This is a genomic window from Aquimarina sp. I32.4 (genome assembly GCF_002924285.1).
In the GTDB taxonomy this organism is placed as follows: domain Bacteria; phylum Bacteroidota; class Bacteroidia; order Flavobacteriales; family Flavobacteriaceae; genus Aquimarina.
Map to the genome: position 1 here is coordinate 52875 of NZ_PGUB01000007.1, position 18643 is coordinate 71517.

The following is an 18643-nucleotide window of genomic DNA, read 5'->3' on the forward strand; positions in this document are numbered from 1 at the left end:
CATTTCGAGATTATAATTTTAGAGATTATTTTTCACCAAAGATTGCCCCTTATATTCTGAACAAAACAATGTAAGAGGTAATTTTCACCTGTACTGTTACTAGATTGTTAAACTCAAATAGAGAATCACAATTCATTGTTAAAGCTTTCTATTCATTTAACAAGTGATTAACAAAATTTTCAAAATCCTTTTTAAAGTCAATGTATTTTTGCCCAGTAGCGGGTCCATTAAAACCTGTATGAATTTTACGTACGTTCCTTTTTTTATCAATAAAAATAGTAGTAGGATATGACAGTACTTGTGTGAGCATTGGTAGTTTTTCTTGAGCTTTTTGTTTATCAGAAGTACCATATTGAGCGAGTAGAATAGAGTATTCTACCTTTAATTTTTCTTGTAATCTTTTTATTGATCTAAATGCTTTTTCTTCTGTTTTTGCATATTCAAAAGCTAGGGCAACAAATTCTATATCTTTGTCCTTATGGGTATTGTAATATTCTACATAATACTTTGTTTCATCCATACAATTAGGACACCATGTTCCCATAACTTGTACAATAACAACTTTATTATCAAATCGTTTATCTTGTAATGAAACCTTGTTTCCTTCTGTATCTTTAAAACTAAAATCCAACGTCTTGTATCCTTTTTTTATAAAAGTTAAAGAATCCTCAGATGGTAATTCAAAGCTTTCATTTCTTTTTGCTGTAAAAGGTTCTTTCCAATGATTTCCTGAATAAAAATATCCATTAAGTACACTATCAACCACTTCTGCTGTAAATAAAAATGCATGTGCTCCATCAAATGCTGATAATTGTAATTTGTCTTCATTCAAAACTCCCTCTAGATACCTATAATCTCCTGTAGTAGTTCTGAATGTTCCAGTAACGATATTCCCGTTTTGTTTAAAAAGACCTTTAGCAATATATCGATCTTCTTCATTATCCATACTAAAAACTGTTTCCCAACTCCCTGTAATATTCTGATTAGGTTTTGATGTAATTACAAAACGATCTTGTTCTCCATATTTTGCGTTAAAAGGCACTACTCTATTTAAATCTTCTTTTATAAAGCTTCCAGAAAGTGTTATTGAGTCAATAAACTGTGCCAAAATATATCCTTCAAAAACAGGGAATTTAATTTTTATAGAATCACCATTAATCACTACATCATCAATATCGATAATTTCTTCTGCATTGAATACCTTTATAGATTGATCTTCCATTACTTCCATCAAAAAAGGAAGCTCTTTATCATCCATAACTCCAACCGTTGCCCTCCATGGCCCACTTTTCAATAATCTTTGCTCAATATTTTTTTCTTTTTTACAAGAAGAAAAAACAGTTATAGCTAACAGGACAAATAGGGTTATTTTTTTCATCAAATATTATTTTACATAAAAAGATGCCGAAAGTTACTTAAAACTTATGTGTACTATCTTTATTTTATAATTTTATTAAACTTTATTTTCTTTTATTCTTTATCACAGACGGTTACTTTTTTACTTTTGAACTCATCTTGACTTTTTATTTTTAACCGAAAATGAATTGAAATTTGATCAGATGAGGCACTTTTTGAAAGCCATAGCAGCGCTACGGGTAAGAAAAGTAACGAAATATGAGTCAATTTTAGCCATTTTTTAGGAAATAGAAAAAGTCAAGATGAGTTCTTTATATACTTACTTCCAAACGTATGTGTTTTTTTATGAAGATAAGAAGTTTCTAGTTTGTATCCTCTCGTCAATATAGTATCTTTACCCTCAGAATTTAGAATAATCACAAATGAAAATTTCATACAACTGGCTTAAGCAATTTATTAATATTGATTGGAATGCAGAAAAAACTGGAGAACTGCTAACTGATCTAGGATTAGAAATAGAAGGAATAACATCATACCAAAGTGTAAAAGGAGGATTAGAAGGTGTTATTGTAGGGCAAATTCTCAATTGCGAAAAACACCCTAATGCAGATAAGCTAAAAATTACCAAAGTAGACTTAGGTAATGGCGAACCTGTACAGATTGTTTGCGGAGCTCCTAATGTAGCTGCAGGGCAAAAAGTTCCTGTTGCAACCATTGGCACAAAGTTATATGATGATAATGGAGAAGAGTGGACTATTAAGAAAGGGAAAATCAGAGGCGAAGAGAGTCACGGAATGATTTGCGCTGAAGATGAGCTAGGACTAGGAAAAGGTCATGATGGAATTATGGTTCTAAGTACTGATATTCCTGTAGGAACCAAAGCTGCTGATGTTTTTGATATTGAAAATGATTTTGTTTTTGAAATTGGATTAACTCCAAACCGTGCAGATGCAATGAGTCATTGGGGAACTGCTCGTGACCTCAAAGCAGGGTTATTACAACACGATATCAATCTAGAACTTATTACACCATCTGTAAGTAGTTTTATTGTAGAAAATAGATTAAACAAAATTGATGTTGAAGTAAAAAATCCTGAACTTGCTCCAAGATATTGTGGTGTGACTATCACTGATCTCAAGGTGCAGGAATCTCCTACATGGCTACAACACCGATTAAAAGCAATTGGTATAACCCCAAAAAATAATATTGTAGATGTTACCAATTATGTACTACATGAATTAGGGCAACCATTACATGCATTTGATGCTCATTATATAGAGGGAAATAAAATTGAAGTAAAAACAGTTGAAGCGGGTACTAAGTTCAAAACACTGGATGAAGTAGAACGAGAATTGCACCCTGAAGACCTTATGATATGTGATACTGAAAAACCATTATGTATTGCTGGTATTTTTGGAGGAATTAACTCTGGAGTTACAGAATCTACTACGTCAATCTTTTTAGAAAGCGCTTATTTTAATCCTGTCAGTGTTCGTAAAACAGCAAAAAGACATGGATTAAATACAGATGCTTCCTTTAGATTTGAACGAGGCATTGATCCTAATATTACTGAATATGCTTTAAAAAGAGCTGCTTTATTAATACTAGAACTTGCTGGAGGAAACGTTTCTAGTGAAATTATAGATCTCTACCCTAAAAAGATAGAGGATTTTCAAGTATTCTTATCTTTTGAAAATACCGCAAAATTAATCGGTGAAGAGTTACCACAAGAAACCATAAAAGGCATCCTTACCTCTTTAGATATTAAAATTAATAGTGTAACAGAAACAGGCATTGGTCTTACAATTCCTGCTTATAGAAATGATGTACAAAGAGAAGCGGATGTTATAGAAGAAGTACTTAGAGTATATGGGTATAACAATATAAGTTTTACCCAGAAATTAAATGCTTCAATTTCTAATTTTGATAAATTCGCTGATCACAATATACAAAACACTATTGCTAATCAATTGATCGGACAAGGGTTTAATGAGATGATGGCTAATTCTCTCACTTCTCCTGATTATATCAATTTGAGCGAACAACTCAAAAATGAGAACAATATAGAGATGCTAAACCCTCTTAGTAATGATCTAGCAGTAATGAGACAATCTATGTTGTTTTCTGGCCTAGAAACCATATCCTACAATATCAACAGAAAACGAGCAGACCTTAAGTTATTTGAATTCGGAAAAACATATCATAATTACGAAAGCGGAAGAATTGAAAATAAACACCTTAGTATTCTTATCTCTGGAAATCGCCATAGTGAAGCTTGGAATGTAGATGCTCAAAAAAGTGATTTCTTTTATCTAAAAGGAATTGTTACTTCTACCTTAAATCGTTTAGGAATAAATAATTTAAAAACATCTCCGCTCAAAAATGATCTTTTTACAGAAGGACTATTATTAGCTATCGGCAAGGCCAAATTAGTTGACTTCGGGATTGTAAAAAAATCTGTTCTTAAACATTTTTCTATTTCTCAAGAAGTTTTATATGCCGATTTTAATTGGGATGCTATACTTGAATATTCCAGACGTAATAAAATAAAATACACAGATATACCTAAATTTCCAGAAGTAAGACGTGATTTTGCACTGCTATTAGATAATACAGTTTTATTTGAAGACATTTATACAATTGCTAAACAAACAGAAAAACAATTACTTAAAGATATAAATCTATTTGATGTTTATCAGGGTAAAAAGTTACCTAAAGACAAAAAATCATACGCAGTGAGTTTCATTCTACAGGATGAAAAGAAAACCCTGACAGATAAACAAATTGATAAGATCATGAATAAACTCCAGAAAAATTTCGAAAACAAACTGGGTGCAGAATTAAGATAATTCAATAAATATATTATTATATATAAAAGGGTAAATAGTTCGTGTAACTATATTTACCCTTTTTTATGCTCAAAAAACAAGCATTTAAGAGCAACAATATTAATCCTCACATGATTTTAGATATAACACCAATTCTTAATTAGAACTATCTCATAAAATCATTTCTTTTTACTCCATGCTTTAAAATAAAATAATCTGTGAATTTTCTTGAGCTGATATAACCTTGAAAAGGTATTGAAAACAAGCTGCTTTCTAATAAAACCTTAAACTTAATATGAATCATTCCTAACCCTGCCTAAAAAACAACAAAATATAAGCAACAAAAAAGCGGAATAGGTAATACCCATTCCGCTTTTCTTATTATAGGAATAAACTTTTTATTTATTAGTTTCCTCCTTCAATAGCTTTAAGCTTATCTTTCATTTCACCAGCTTTAGGATCATCCAATTGATAGAATATATTCATCAAAGTACGGATTGCCTCAACATTATCAGGACTATTCTTTAAAGCTCCTTCTAAATAAGGAACTGCATTTTTGTATAAATCCTGTCTTTTTTCAGAAAGCACATCATATTTTCTATTATCACTAGCAGACGTTCCAAGGGCATTCATTTCATCTACAATTTTAGTTTCTCCACCAAGGATTATAGAAGCAATATTAATTTGTGCAGCAGCATAATCAGGCTTTAACTCTAAAGCTTTTTTATAATACCCTACAGCTTGTTCATTATCACCCAGACGAGAAGCACTTACTCCTAAGTTGTATAATAAATCTGGATTTTCAGGATCGTTAGCTACAATTTTCTCCATAATTTCTTTATACTTAGCTACATTTCCTAATTTATAGTATACATCTGCTTCTGCTTGCATTAATGCAGAATCATTAGGGTTTTCTTTCTTAGCATCATCTATTGCAGCAATAGCCTCTTCATCTTTTCCTTGACTCATATATATCAAAGCGATATTTTTTGCTATCTCTCCTTTTTTAGAATCAGAAACACGAACATCAGGCTTGATGTACTCTCCAGACTTTACAGATAAATCTCTTATTTGCTTTGACTCAAACACTTCAACTTTAGCCGTTTTTTTATTTGTAGCTATAAATTCCTTTTTCACTCCATCAAACCCAAGAGTTTTAAGTTCTTCATAATATTTTAATGCTGTATCATAGTCTTTAGCATTTACAGAATTACTAGCAGCATAATACAAATATGTTGTATCAGCCTTATTAGTAGTATATCCTAAATAAAGTTTTTCAGAGGCTCCTTTATAATTCTTAGCATTCTGATCTTTAATTGCATTTTCAACCAAAGCTTGACGTAGCAATTGTAATTTCTGAAAAGTTTCAGCAGTATACTTAGCCGAACCAGAAGCTTTTTCTATTTCAAGAGTTTTACTATATGCAGTTGCAGCTTTTTCAATCTTTTCTAAAGAGTCCCCTGCTCCAGAAGCCAAGACTTGACCTTTTAGAAAATAATATTGAGATTTCATTTTTTCATCAGCAACATTTAATAACGCCTCAGTTTGCTTAAGCGCTTTAGATGCTTCTTCAATATTACCAGACTTTAAAGCTTTGGAAGCTGCTTTTAATTCCTTTTTTTGAGAAAATCCTATAGCACTTGTTAGTAAAAGTGCTACGATAAATTTAGTCTTCATTACTTGAGTTTTTAAAATGGGATTTATTTATTGTTTCGTTTCATTATCAATATTCGTGCCATCAGAAGAATCTCCTTCATCTATTACAGAAGAATCAACATCTTCTACATCTTCATTTTGGTCAATATCATCTTCATCATGCATTACTTTTGCTACTGCAGCAATAGAATCTTTTCCTTTTAAATTAATAAGGCGTACACCTTGTGTAGCACGTCCCATAACACGTAAATCTTCTATAGCCAATCTAATCGCAATTCCTGATTTATTGATAATCATTAAATCATCTAAATCAGTTACATTCTTTATAGCAACAAGGCTTCCTGTTTTATCGGTCACAGAAATCGTCTTAACACCTTTTCCTCCTCTATTAGTTATCCTGTAATCTTCTAGTTTAGAACGTTTACCATATCCATTCTCAGAGACTACAAGAATATTACTATCCATTTCATTCATAGCAACCATTCCGATCACTTCATCCTTTTCATCTGCAAGACGTATTCCTCGTACTCCCGAAGCTCCTCGTCCCATAGGCCTTGTTTTCTCTTCTTCAAAACGTATCGCTTTACCAGACTTGACAGCAAGCATTACATGGCTTTTACCATCAGTTAATTTTGCTTCCAGAAGCTCATCATTATCTTTTATAGTAATTGCATTAATACCATTTGTTCTTGGTCTAGAGTATTGCTCTAAGGACGTCTTTTTGACCTGACCCTTTTTCGTTGCCATTATGACATAATGAGAATTGATATACTCTTCATTTTTAAGATCTTGAGTACAAATAAAAGCTTTTACCTTATCGTCATTATGAATATTAATCAGATTCTGAATAGCTCTACCTTTAGAAGTTTTACTTCCTTCAGGTATTTCATACACTCGCATCCAGAAACATTTTCCTTTTTGAGTAAAGAATAGCATATACTGGTGATTTGTTCCTACAAACAAATGCTCAAGGAAATCTTCATTACGCGTCGTACTTCCTTTTTGACCTACTCCTCCTCTATTTTGTTTCTTATATTCATTAAGAGAAGTTCTTTTGATATACCCTGCATGAGAAATAGTAATCACCACCTTTTCATCAGGAATCATATCTTCTATACTCAAATCTCCTCCTGCATACTCTATTTGAGAACGACGCTCATCACCATACTTTTCTTTAACCTCTGCAAGTTCTTCTTTGATGATTTCCATTCTGCGTTCTTTCTTCGCTAAAATGTCTTTAAGATCATCAATTGTTTTCATCAACTCATCGTATTCTGCTCGCAACTTATCTTGCTCCAGACCAGTTAATTGACGCAAACGCATCTCTACAATTGCTTTTGCCTGTAATTCAGAAAGTTCAAATCGTTTGATCAACTTTTCACGGGCTTCATCTGCATTTGCAGAAGATCGTATCAAAGCAATTACTTCATCAATATTATCAGAAGCAATAATTAAACCTTCTAAAATATGTGCTCTTTCTTCTGCCTTTCTTAATTCATATTTTGTTCTTCGAACGACAACTTCATGTCTGTGTTCTACAAAATAATGAATCATTTCTTTTACATTCAATAATAGCGGCCTCCCATTTACCAGTGCAATATTATTTACACTAAAAGAAGATTGTAAAGCTGTATATTTATATAAAAGATTCAGTACTATATTAGGTATTGCATCACGTTTTAGTATATATACAATACGCATTCCTTTTCTATCAGACTCATCGCGAATGGTAGCAATTCCATCTATTTTCTTATCATTAACCAGATCAGCAGTCTTTTTAATCATATCTGCTTTATTGACCTGATAAGGAATTTCACTCACAATGATACATTCTCTACCATTTACTTCCTCAAAACTAGCTTTGGCACGTATAACAACTCTACCTCTACCTGTTTTAAAAGCTTCTCTTACACCATCATATCCATATATAGTACCTCCTGTAGGAAAATCAGGAGCTTTGATGTGTTGTATCAACTCATCAATTTCTATATCATTATTATCTATATAAGCTATGGTACCATCTACTACTTCACTCAGGTTATGAGGTGGCATATTTGTTGCCATACCTACTGCAATACCTGACGCTCCATTAATCAATAGCCCCGGAACTCTTGTAGGTAATACTGTTGGCTCCTTTAAAGTATCATCAAAATTAAATGTATGGTCTACAGTTTCTTTATCAATATCCGCCAACATATCTTCAGATATCTTACGCATTCTTGCTTCTGTATAACGCATTGCTGCTGGACTATCACCATCTACAGAACCAAAGTTACCTTGACCATCAACCAGCATATATCTCAAACTCCATTCCTGAGCCATACGCACCATTGTATCGTACACAGAGGTATCCCCATGTGGGTGATACTTACCAAGTACCTCACCTACAATTCTTGCAGATTTTTTATGAGCACTATTTGCTTTTACCCCCAGTTCATACATACCATATAAAACACGTCTATGCACGGGCTTAAGGCCATCCCTAACATCAGGAAGTGCACGAGAAACAATTACAGACATCGAATAATCAATGTATGCAGATTTCATCTCGTCTTCTATATTGATAGGTATAAGCTTTTCTCCATCAGCCATAAATAATTATTTTATTCTAAAAATTGATTAATTAAACGCGCTAATTTAAGTAAATTAAGGCGGTTTTAACAATCAATTACCTCCCTAATATACTTAATTTATTAACAATAGTAGACATACACATGGTTAATAAGTCTGCTTTATTAGGTTTTGATTATTAATTCATTTTTTGTCTATTTACCATACAGAAGTTAAAAAACAGCCAAACAACACTATATCAGGTATATTGTTTTTTAAACCGTTGAATTTATTAAGGCAAAAAAACAAAGTTTTATAAAAAGATATTCATTTATCCATGATAAAAGGCAAAGTTTTTGTCGATGTAATTCTAAAAATTACTATTTTAGTTATAAAGAATAAAGAAAGAGAATAATTTTATGGATGATAATTTTTCACCTAGAGTTAAAGATGTTATTGCGTACAGCAAAGAAGAAGCCCTAAGATTGGGGCATGATTTTATTGGTACAGAACACCTTATGCTGGGATTGCTACGTGATGGAAATGGAAAAGCAATTAATATTCTTGATGCATTAGATATCGACTTGACCAACTTGAGAAGAAAAGTCGAAATTCTTAGCCCTGCAAATCCAGAAGTTGCTGTCGCCTCTAACGAGAAAAAAAATTTACATTTAACTAGACAAGCAGAAAGAGCTTTAAAAACAACTTTTCTAGAAGCAAAGTTATTTCATAGCTCCTCTATTAATACTGCTCATCTTTTACTATGTATTCTTAGAAATGAAAACGACCCAACTACAAAGCTTTTAAATCGTTTAAAAGTAGATTACGATAACGTTAAAGACCAATTTAAGTTTATGATTGCTAACGAAGAAGAAGAATATATCGACAACCCAAGAGCAGAATCTTTCTCTGATGACGATGATGATTTAACCGGAGACTCTTCTAAAGAAAATCCCTTTAACTCACCTTCTGGAGGAAATAAAGCTGGAAAAAAATCTAAAACTCCTGTTTTAGATAATTTTGGACGTGATCTTACTGCTATGGCAGAAGAAGGTAAACTTGATCCTGTAGTAGGAAGATCCAAAGAAATTGAACGTGTATCTCAAATACTGAGTAGACGAAAGAAAAATAACCCATTACTTATAGGAGAACCTGGTGTCGGTAAATCTGCAATCGCAGAAGGACTAGCACTAAGGATTGTTAAAAGAAAAGTCTCTAGAATCTTATTCGACAAGAGAGTAGTTACACTCGATTTGGCAAGTCTGGTTGCTGGAACCAAATATAGAGGGCAGTTTGAAGAACGAATGAAAGCTGTAATGAATGAATTAGAAAAAAATGATGACATCATCCTTTTTATTGATGAAATTCATACCATTGTTGGTGCTGGTGGAGCAACAGGAAGTCTTGACGCATCGAATATGTTCAAACCCGCTTTAGCAAGAGGTGAAATACAATGTATCGGAGCAACAACACTTGATGAATACAGACAGTACATTGAAAAAGATGGAGCTCTTGAAAGACGTTTCCAAAAGGTTATTGTTGAACCTACCAATATAGAAGAAACAATAGAAATACTTAATAATATTAAGGAAAAATACGAAGAACATCATAATGTTATCTATACTCCTCAAGCTATTGAGTCTTGTGTAAAACTAACTAATAGATATATGACAGATCGTTTTCTACCAGACAAAGCTATAGATGCTCTGGATGAAGCAGGATCTAGAGTTCATATAACTAATATTGATGTACCCAAAAAAGTTCTTGATCTCGAGAAAAAACTTGAAGAAGTAAGAGAACTCAAAAATAGTGTTGTAAAAAAACAAAAATATGAAGAGGCTGCTAAGCTTAGAGATGATGAAAAGAATCTCGAAAAAGAACTTGCAGTTGCACAAGAACAATGGGAAAAAGAATCCAAACTACATAAAGAAACTGTTGACGAAAATGACGTAGCTGATGTAGTCTCTATGATGACAGGAATTCCTGTTAATCGTATCGCTCAAACAGAAAGTAACAAATTGGCAGAATTACCAAACCTAATTATGGGTAAAGTAATTGGTCAAGACGAGGCAGTAAGTAAAGTAGTAAAAGCAATACAACGTAATCGTGCTGGTCTTAAGGATCCTGACAAACCAATTGGTTCATTTATTTTCTTAGGTCAAACTGGAGTTGGTAAAACACAGTTAGCAAAAGTACTTGCAAGAGAACTTTTTGATAGCGAAGACACTCTGATACGTATTGATATGAGTGAATACATGGAGAAATTTGCAGTTTCTAGACTTATTGGAGCTCCTCCTGGATATGTAGGTTACGAAGAAGGTGGGCAACTCACAGAAAAGGTAAGAAGAAAACCATACGCTGTAATTCTACTTGACGAAATTGAAAAAGCACATCCTGATGTTTTTAATATGATGCTACAAGTACTAGATGACGGATATCTTACTGATAGTTTAGGTCGTAAAATTGATTTTAGAAATGCCATAATTATAATGACATCTAATATTGGTGCCCGTAAACTAAAAGATTTTGGACAAGGAGTTGGTTTTGGAACTACTGCCAAAAAAACCCAAGCAGAAGATTACGCCAAAGGAGTAATAGAAAATGCCCTAAAAAAAGCATTTGCTCCTGAATTTCTAAACCGTGTAGATGATGTAATTGTATTCAACGCATTAGAGCGAGAAGATATCCATAAAATTATAGACATAGAACTCGATAAACTATACGGGCGAATCAAAGGATTAGGCTATGAATTATCTCTCAGCGAAAAAGCTAAGGATTACATTACCGAAAAAGGATTCGACAGGCAATATGGTGCAAGACCCTTAAAAAGAGCAATTCAAAAATACATTGAAGACGCTTTGGCAGAAGAGATCATAAATTCTCAGCTTCAAGAAGGAGACAGTATCTTTATGGATATAGATGATGATTCTAGCGAGCTTACAATCACTATAAAAAAAGCTGAAGAATCTACAGAATCTTAATTAAGAAGTGGTTTAAACTATGGAATTAGCATTGGACTGGAAAGATCAAATGATTAACCAGCATAGCTACTAAAATTATCTAGACAAAAGAAAATGATCCCATTCAAAAAATATATTTGAATGGGATCATTTTCTTTTTATACTACTAAAAAGTATTTTATGCTTCTGTTCTAGTAATTTTTGCTCCAATTGCTCTCAAACGTTCATCAATATTCTCATACCCACGATCGATCTGTTCAATATTATGAATCGTTGACGTTCCGTTCGCACTCAATGCCGCTATAAGTAAAGATATCCCTGCTCTTATATCAGGTGACACCATTGTTGTTGCTTTTAACGTAGATTTAAAATCATGACCTATAATTGTAGCTCTATGCGGGTCACACAATATAATCTTTGCCCCCATATCAATCAATTTATCCACAAAAAACAAACGGCTTTCAAACATTTTTTGATGCACCATTACTTCTCCTTTAGCCTGTGTAGCTACCACCAATACAATACTCAATAAGTCTGGGGTAAATCCTGGCCAAGGAGCATCAGCAATAGTCATAAAAGAACCATCTATATAACTTTCTATCTGATATCCATCATTATGAGGTGGTATATAAATATCATCTCCTACTCGTTCTAAGGTAATCCCTAACTTTCTAAAAGTATTTGGTATCAGTCCTAGGTTTTCCCAGCTAACATTTTTTATAGTGATCTCACTTTTTGTCATTGCAGCAAGACCTATCCATGAGCCAATTTCTATCATATCAGGCAACACCCTATGCTCACAACCTACCAACGAGGTCACTCCTTCTATAGTTAATAAATTAGAACCAACACCTGAAATTTTTGCTCCCATAGCATTAAGCATCTTACATAATTGCTGTAAATAAGGTTCACAAGCAGCATTATAGATAGTTGTTGTGCCTTTAGCCAATACTGCGGCCATAACAATATTTGCGGTACCAGTAACAGACGCTTCATCTAGCAACATATTTGTTCCAGCCAAACCATTAGGCGCTTCAACCCCGTAAAAACGTTCTTCTTTATTATACCTAAATATCGCTCCAAGATTTATAAATCCCTCAAAGTGCGTATCTAGACGTCTTCTCCCTATTTTATCTCCCCCTGGTCGAGGTATATATCCTTTTCCAAATCTTGCTAACAGTGGTCCCACAATCATAATAGACCCTCTAAGTCCACTTCCTTCTTTTTTAAACCGCTCACTCTCTAAATACTCTAAATCAAGGTCATCACTTTTAAAAGAATACCTACCTTTCTCTAACTTCTCTACTTTAACTCCAAGGTTTTTGAGAATATCAATTAATTTATTGACATCTCTAATATCAGGAATATTAGAAATTATCACCTCTTCTGGTGTTAATAATACCGCGCAAAGAATCTGTAAGGCTTCATTTTTTGCTCCTTGTGGTGTAACTTCCCCTTTGAGCTGATGGCCTCCTTCTATTTGAAAAGTTCCCATGTAATCGTTAATAGTTTATTAGTGGTTAGTGTTAATTGAGGTTTAGTAGCGTTTTTTACCTCTGTTATTTCGGTAATTCTTTTTACCACTATTGTTGTTGTTGTTGTTGTGCTTTTTCTTTTTCCCTCTCATCAAATTAGTGGAATCTGTTAGATCTTCACTACTTCCTTTCATATTGATCCTACCATCACTCAACTCAAAAAGATGATTAAAGATAACACTATCTTCTACTGTATCTTTATTCCAGTTTAGGTAGCATTTTTTCATGTGATTAGCAATAGTCAGTGCAAGGGCAGATTTTAATTCTCCATCCTCCCAACTATTAGCCACATCAATCATTCTTTTGATATTATTTCCATAAAAACGATATTTAGGAAAGTTCTGGGGGTAATCAAGAGGCTCTGGCCTTTCTTGTAATTTCTCTTTAGTCAATACAGGAAAAGGAGTATCCACATCTAGTTTAAAATCACTCATAATGAATAACTGATCCCACAACTTATGCTGAAACTCGGGCACATCACGCAAATGAGGTTGCAAATTACCCATTACCGCAATAATAGATTTTGTAACCTTATTACGCTCTTCTCTATCTTCTATAGCAACAGTATGATTAATCATCTTTTGTAAATGACGACCATATTCTGGAATGATAAGCTTTTCACGCTCTGTATTATACTCTAAGTTATTAATTTCCATAAAACGTATGTAAAAATTGTGTAGATATAATCTTAAAAATCAATTTGTAAAGTGTTTTCAGAATGAGTTTTTTGAAGACTTTATTATAAGTATATAGTTAAACTTCTATAGGTTCAGTTTGCAATTGATTACTTTTTTTAGACTATTCTATAAATATGTTTCGCAAAATACTAAAATAAAATAAGTCAGCATGATCATTGTCTTAATTTATTTATCAAACAGCAAAATAATCTAATTGGTAAACTTATATTCTATATTAGAAAATGAGATATATTATAATGAAATTACCCCTTCTACTTTGGCAGCAACTTCTTTATATTTATTAATTACTTCATCAGGATTCTTCATTCTTACATTAATAGACACACTAGTATACTTACCATTCTTTGATTGTTTTCTATCAATCACAGCTCCTAAATTGTCAAATATATTTTCAATTTGCGTGATTTTAGCATCTTCTGTTGGAACAATAAATTTATACAAATATGCTGTTGGCCAAAGTGATGTATCTGCCAACTGTGCTCTTAGTTTTTTATAAAATTCTTCTGAATCTTTCATAATATCTATCTAATCAAAAGTTGGGCAAAGATACAGGTTATTTATAAAATCAAACTTAACCGATACGGTCCTTTTATTTTTTTAAGAAGAATAGTTTTTCTTTATTAAACCTTCATAGTCTGTAACTGTATCTATATCAATCCCTTCATTTTTTGCACAGATACTTTTCACTTGATCTTTATATTGTTTAATCAAATATCTGGCGCCAAAATTTTCTTTCAATTTAGTTAATTCATCAAAATAAATAGAAGAAATTACTGATGGTACTCCTTTTTTTTCTCCTAAATCTGTTGCTATAATTGAATGATCACCTTTATAAAACGATACAAGTAATTTTTTATAATGACATGTCTGCAATAAAGGCTGATCGATTAATGAAATTAAAACAGCATCATACGGTATAGCTTCCTTTTGCAAAGTATTTATCCCACATTGTATAGTAGTTCCCATTCCTTTTTGCCAGTATTTATTTTTGAGTATGGTTATAGGGTAATCTTTGATTCTTTCATAAATAGTGTCATAATATGCTCCCAGAATCACATAAGTGATTATACCATCCAATTCTATAGTCTGTTTTATCGCATGCTCAATCAATGTTGTACCCCTCCAAGGTAATAATTGTTTAGGTTTCCCCATTCTACTAGAACAACCTGCCGCAAGAATAAGTTGTGCTACTTTAGGTTTTGGTAGAAATGACATTTATTGTTTTCTTATTATAATGATCATGAATTGCACCCGATTTTTCTTGAAGCGATATTGGTTCTTGATTTCTAATTACTGATAATATTTCTGCAATAATAGAAATTGCTATTTCTTGTGGTGTTTCTGCTCCTAAATTTAATCCCGCTGGTCCATGTATTGTATCTAAAAATGAATCCGTAATCTCTGGAAAATACTCAATAAGAGCAAATAATAGTTTTTCTCTACGTTGGGAAGGGCCTAAAAGTCCAATATATGCAGGACACGTTTCTGTTAATACTTGCAAATACAACAAGTCTTTAGCAAAATTATGAGACATCAGAACAATAGCCGTTTGATCATCAATAAAATCAGTCTCTAAGTTTTCTGGTAAACTTTCTATAACTCTTTGAGCTCCTGGAAATTTATCCAGCTGTATTGGTGATTTTGGTGAGCTAACAATATCAACCTCCCACCCTGTAGCTGAGGCTAATTGACACAATTGTATCGCATCATGTTCAGTTCCTATGATCAATAACTTAAAACAGGGTACTATTTTTCTTGTAAAACAACTTAAAACAGCAGCTACATTTGGTGATGTTTTATAAGAAAAAGAAAACACTTGCGTTTCTGTAAACTTTACCATAGATCCCATACCAGAATGATCATACATGGTTTTAGAATAATAGGATTCTATTTCAAATGATGTTCTTGATATCAAGTATTGTTTCATACGAGTAATCTGATCTTGAGTCATATCAAAAGGTTCGATCAAAATATATAATACTCCTTCACAACCTAACCTATATTTACCATCATAGGTCATCATTTTTGACGTTCCTGTCACAAAAACTGATTGTGCTTGTCTCCACACTTCTTTTTCTACACAACCACCACTAACAGCTCCTGTCATATTTCCATTTTGTAAGATTAGCACACCTACTCCTGGCCTTCTGTATGAGGAACCTTCTATATCTACAACTGTAGCCATAACAGCTGTTATACCTTGTTGTTTAGCTATTTGATATGATTCTAATATTTCTTTGAATTCGTGTGTCATAAAATATTATACCAGAGGCGCTTTGTTCTTCATATTTTCTATAAAAGGTTGTTTGTACACTCGTATTCCTTTTGCTGCTTTGATTGCATTTGCTACAGCAGCACCCGCAGGAGGTAATGTTGGTTCCCCTAAACCTGTTGGAGCAATATCACTCTCTATAAAATGAGTTTCAACAATAGGAGTTTCATTTATTCGTATCAAGCGATAGGTGTTAAAATTTTGATCTTGAGGTACTCCTTTATTGAATGAAAAATTACCGTACATAGCATGCCCTACTCCATCAATCACCCCTCCTTCTATTTGATTCTTGGCTCCCAAAGGGTTTACAACTATCCCACAATCTACTACACAAGTTATTTTTTTCACTACTGGAATTTCATTTTCTAGTACCACATCTGCCACTTCAGCCACATGAGTGTTATGGCAATAATATGCACTAAATCCCTGAAAAACACCTTCATTTTTAATACCCCATCCCGATTTATCTACTGCTACTTTTATAACATTCTCTAAACGCTCAGGAGAATATTCTATCCTATCATCTGTAGTACCTTTTACTTTTTGTAGTAAATCTAATCGTAATTGTATTTTATCTATCTCTAATATTTCTGCTAGTTCATCAAAAAAACTTTGCTCTGCAAAAGAAAGAAAATTGGTATATGGAGCTCTCCATGCTCCTGTAGAAATATTACTTTGATAGCTTGCTACATCTACCTGATAATTCTCAATTGCTCCTGCAGGAAAAAAGTTAGGTATCAACCCATACATATTAGAATTAACTGATGCTTCTTTGAGATGATACCCTGTAATTTTTCTATCCTTTATAGAAACTCCTATTTTATATTTTATTGAAGGTCTATACACTCCTGCCGTCATATCATCTTCTCTAGAATACACCAATTTAACTGGTTTTTGAGCAATCTTTGATATTTCTGCTACTTCTAATGCAAAATCTCCATAAAGCCTTCTTCCAAAACCTCCTCCCATTCTAGTCATTTCTACAGACACATCTTCTGGAGTTCTCTCTAATAAATCTGCAACTCTACGAGCAGTCCCAGCGGGAGTTTGAATAGGCCCTACTAAACGAACTTTCTCTGGAGTTACATCTGCAAAAAAATTCATTGGTTCCATACAATTATGTGGTAAAAAAGGAGATTCATATATTCTCTCTATGACTTCATCTGCTTCTACAAATGCTTTTTTAACATCACCGTCTTGTCGTAATGTTTCAAAAGCTTGTCCATTGAGTAAATCTGTAAGTATCTTATCATGATCTTCTGTGCTTTCTAATTTAGAATCAACAGACCAATTTGCTTTTAGTGCTTTCTTCCCTTTCATAGCAGTCCAGGTATCTTTTGCTATCACAGCTATTTTATCTCCAAATCTGATTACATCATAAATACCTGTAATTGCCTTAACCGCTGTATCATCATAATCCATCAATTTCTTACCAAAGGCAGGAGGCCTTAGCACTGAAGCATACACCATTCCCTCTTCTTTATAATCCATTCCATAAAGAGCTTTTCCTGTTATGATCTTATCAATATCAACATTAGAAATATCTTGTCCTATAATCTTAAAATCTTTAGGTTCTTTCAAAGTTACATTCTCAGGTACTTCTAGAATTGCAGCTTCTTTTACCACTTCTCCATACCCAAGCGTATCTCCGTTAGCATTTGTTATAATACCATTTGCTGTTTTGCATTCTTTTGGATTTACTTTCCATATGGTCGCAGCTGCATTAATCAACATTTGCCTAGCAGTTGCCCCAGTCTGCCTCAAAGGCTCCCAGCCATGTCTTAATGACTGGCTTCCTCCTGCTACTTGTCTTGTGAAATTTTTGGTATCTAATGCTCCTTGCACTACATGTACCTTATCCCATGATACATCTAATTCTTCTGCTATAAGCATTGGCATTGCAGTTTTTACTCCTTGTCCTATTTCTGGATTAGGAGAAAAAATAGTTACCATCCCGTTATCTGCTATTTTAATAAAAGCATTAAAATCATTAAAATTAAGTTGTGATATATCTATTGGCGGTGCTACTTCTGGTTTACATGCCTGAAATAGATTAAAACCTATTAACATTCCACCACCAGCCAATGTTGATGTTTTTATAAAAGACCTTCTATTAAAAGAAAGAGGAAGATTCGTTTTCATTTTTGTATTCTTTAAGTAGATTAACCCATTTTATCTGCAGCAACTTCTACAGCTTTCTCTATCCTATTATAGGAGGCACACCTACAAATATTACCACTCATTGCATCTCTAATCTCTTCTCTATTAGGATTTTTGTTTTGTAGTAAGAAAGCTACAGCAGACATTATTTGTCCAGATTGACAATATCCACATTGAGGTACATCGATTTCTTTCCAAGCTTGTTGTACTGGATGCGAAGCATCATCAGACAATCCTTCTATAGTTGTTATTTCTATATCTTCTACTACAGATATCATAAGCAAGCAACTTCTTGTTGCAGAACCATCTACATGCACAGTACATGCCCCACATTGGCCTATACCACATCCAAATTTGGTTCCTACCATATTCAAATGATCTCTTAATACCCAAAGTAGAGGAGTATCTGGATCAGCTTCTACAGAATAAGACTGACCATTAATCTTTAATTTATATATTGGCATGAGTTAATTTATTATAATTACTTTTAATTAATCTAAATAAAACAATTGTACACCAATTGCTATTTAAGGTAACAAATAATCACTCATTTGCTCTAACTTTAACAGACCTTTATAGTTCTATCAATATGATTTTCAAAATCACATTATAATTCCGAAATTTGTCT

The 18643-nt window shown here is 33.1% G+C and carries 12 protein-coding genes; 2 read left to right on the plus strand and 10 right to left on the minus strand.

All coding sequences use genetic code 11. The features are described from left to right. Nucleotides 1-148: 148 nt before the first annotated feature. Nucleotides 149-1378 carry a peroxiredoxin gene (locus CVD18_RS02695; RefSeq protein WP_103863905.1) on the minus strand — a complete coding sequence of 410 codons (1230 nt, stop codon included), beginning with the start codon at nt 1376-1378 and terminating at the stop codon, nt 149-151. A 400-nt stretch (nt 1379-1778) separates the two neighbouring features. On the opposite strand from CVD18_RS02695, the gene pheT reads away from it, so the two are divergent. Then, complete coding sequence (pheT, locus tag CVD18_RS02700) at nt 1779-4205, plus strand: phenylalanine--tRNA ligase subunit beta (protein WP_103863906.1); 2427 nt, start codon at nt 1779-1781, stop codon at nt 4203-4205. Between the two features lie 384 nt (nt 4206-4589). Here the strand turns inward: pheT and CVD18_RS02705 are convergent, their stop codons facing one another. After that, a complete protein-coding gene (locus CVD18_RS02705; protein ID WP_103863907.1) occupies nt 4590-5861 on the minus strand; it encodes a tetratricopeptide repeat protein in 1272 nt (423 codons plus the stop codon). A gap of 27 nt (nt 5862-5888) precedes the next feature. Next, the gene (gene gyrA, locus CVD18_RS02710) at nt 5889-8432 is read right to left on the minus strand and encodes a DNA gyrase subunit A (RefSeq protein ID WP_103863908.1); all 2544 of its coding nucleotides are present in this window, start codon (nt 8430-8432) and stop codon (nt 5889-5891) included. A 377-nt stretch (nt 8433-8809) separates the two neighbouring features. Between gyrA and CVD18_RS02715 the strand changes: the two genes are divergently transcribed. Continuing rightward, on the plus strand, nt 8810-11371 hold the full coding sequence (locus tag CVD18_RS02715) for an ATP-dependent Clp protease ATP-binding subunit (protein ID WP_103863909.1): 2562 nt from the start codon (nt 8810-8812) through the stop codon (nt 11369-11371). A gap of 157 nt (nt 11372-11528) precedes the next feature. Here CVD18_RS02715 and murA read toward each other — a convergent pair whose 3' ends face one another. The 7 genes from murA to CVD18_RS02750 form a co-directional block, all read right to left on the minus strand. After that, the gene (murA, locus tag CVD18_RS02720) at nt 11529-12845 is read right to left on the minus strand and encodes a UDP-N-acetylglucosamine 1-carboxyvinyltransferase (protein WP_103863910.1); all 1317 of its coding nucleotides are present in this window, start codon (nt 12843-12845) and stop codon (nt 11529-11531) included. A gap of 42 nt (nt 12846-12887) precedes the next feature. Further along, nucleotides 12888-13541 carry a DUF4290 domain-containing protein gene (locus CVD18_RS02725; RefSeq protein WP_103863911.1) on the minus strand — a complete coding sequence of 218 codons (654 nt, stop codon included), beginning with the start codon at nt 13539-13541 and terminating at the stop codon, nt 12888-12890. 273 nt (nt 13542-13814) lie between these two features. After that, on the minus strand, nt 13815-14099 hold the full coding sequence (locus CVD18_RS02730) for a DUF493 family protein (protein WP_369858574.1): 285 nt from the start codon (nt 14097-14099) through the stop codon (nt 13815-13817). A gap of 81 nt (nt 14100-14180) precedes the next feature. Next, the gene (locus CVD18_RS02735; RefSeq protein WP_103863913.1) at nt 14181-14798 is read right to left on the minus strand and encodes an NTP transferase domain-containing protein; all 618 of its coding nucleotides are present in this window, start codon (nt 14796-14798) and stop codon (nt 14181-14183) included. Continuing rightward, nucleotides 14776-15837 carry an XdhC family protein gene (locus tag CVD18_RS02740; RefSeq protein WP_103863914.1) on the minus strand — a complete coding sequence of 354 codons (1062 nt, stop codon included), beginning with the start codon at nt 15835-15837 and terminating at the stop codon, nt 14776-14778. The genes CVD18_RS02735 and CVD18_RS02740 overlap by 23 nt, the downstream gene beginning before the upstream one ends. 6 nt (nt 15838-15843) lie before the next feature. Further along, entirely contained in the window at nt 15844-17997 is a 2154-nt protein-coding gene (locus CVD18_RS02745; protein WP_103863915.1) for a xanthine dehydrogenase family protein molybdopterin-binding subunit, read from the minus strand. A gap of 20 nt (nt 17998-18017) precedes the next feature. Beyond that, on the minus strand, nt 18018-18479 hold the full coding sequence (locus tag CVD18_RS02750) for a (2Fe-2S)-binding protein (protein WP_103863916.1): 462 nt from the start codon (nt 18477-18479) through the stop codon (nt 18018-18020). Between the last annotated feature and the right edge of the window lie 164 nt (nt 18480-18643).

Bases quoted from the DNA above. Each gene is read 5' to 3' on its own strand.
- CVD18_RS02725 (WP_103863911.1), bottom strand. From the start codon at position 13,541: ATGGAAATTAATAACTTAGAGTATAATACAGAGCGTGAAAAGCTTATC.
- CVD18_RS02745 (WP_103863915.1), bottom strand. From the start codon at position 17,997: ATGAAAACGAATCTTCCTCTTTCTTTTAATAGAAGGTCTTTTATAAAA.
- CVD18_RS02695 (WP_103863905.1), bottom strand. From the start codon at position 1,378: ATGAAAAAAATAACCCTATTTGTCCTGTTAGCTATAACTGTTTTTTCT.
- CVD18_RS02715 (WP_103863909.1), top strand. From the start codon at position 8,810: ATGGATGATAATTTTTCACCTAGAGTTAAAGATGTTATTGCGTACAGC.
- CVD18_RS02750 (WP_103863916.1), bottom strand. From the start codon at position 18,479: ATGCCAATATATAAATTAAAGATTAATGGTCAGTCTTATTCTGTAGAA.
- CVD18_RS02740 (WP_103863914.1), bottom strand. From the start codon at position 15,837: ATGACACACGAATTCAAAGAAATATTAGAATCATATCAAATAGCTAAA.
- CVD18_RS02705 (WP_103863907.1), bottom strand. From the start codon at position 5,861: ATGAAGACTAAATTTATCGTAGCACTTTTACTAACAAGTGCTATAGGA.
- CVD18_RS02730 (WP_369858574.1), bottom strand. From the start codon at position 14,099: ATGAAAGATTCAGAAGAATTTTATAAAAAACTAAGAGCACAGTTGGCA.
- gyrA (WP_103863908.1), bottom strand. From the start codon at position 8,432: ATGGCTGATGGAGAAAAGCTTATACCTATCAATATAGAAGACGAGATG.
- pheT (WP_103863906.1), top strand. From the start codon at position 1,779: ATGAAAATTTCATACAACTGGCTTAAGCAATTTATTAATATTGATTGG.
- murA (WP_103863910.1), bottom strand. From the start codon at position 12,845: ATGGGAACTTTTCAAATAGAAGGAGGCCATCAGCTCAAAGGGGAAGTT.
- CVD18_RS02735 (WP_103863913.1), bottom strand. From the start codon at position 14,798: ATGTCATTTCTACCAAAACCTAAAGTAGCACAACTTATTCTTGCGGCA.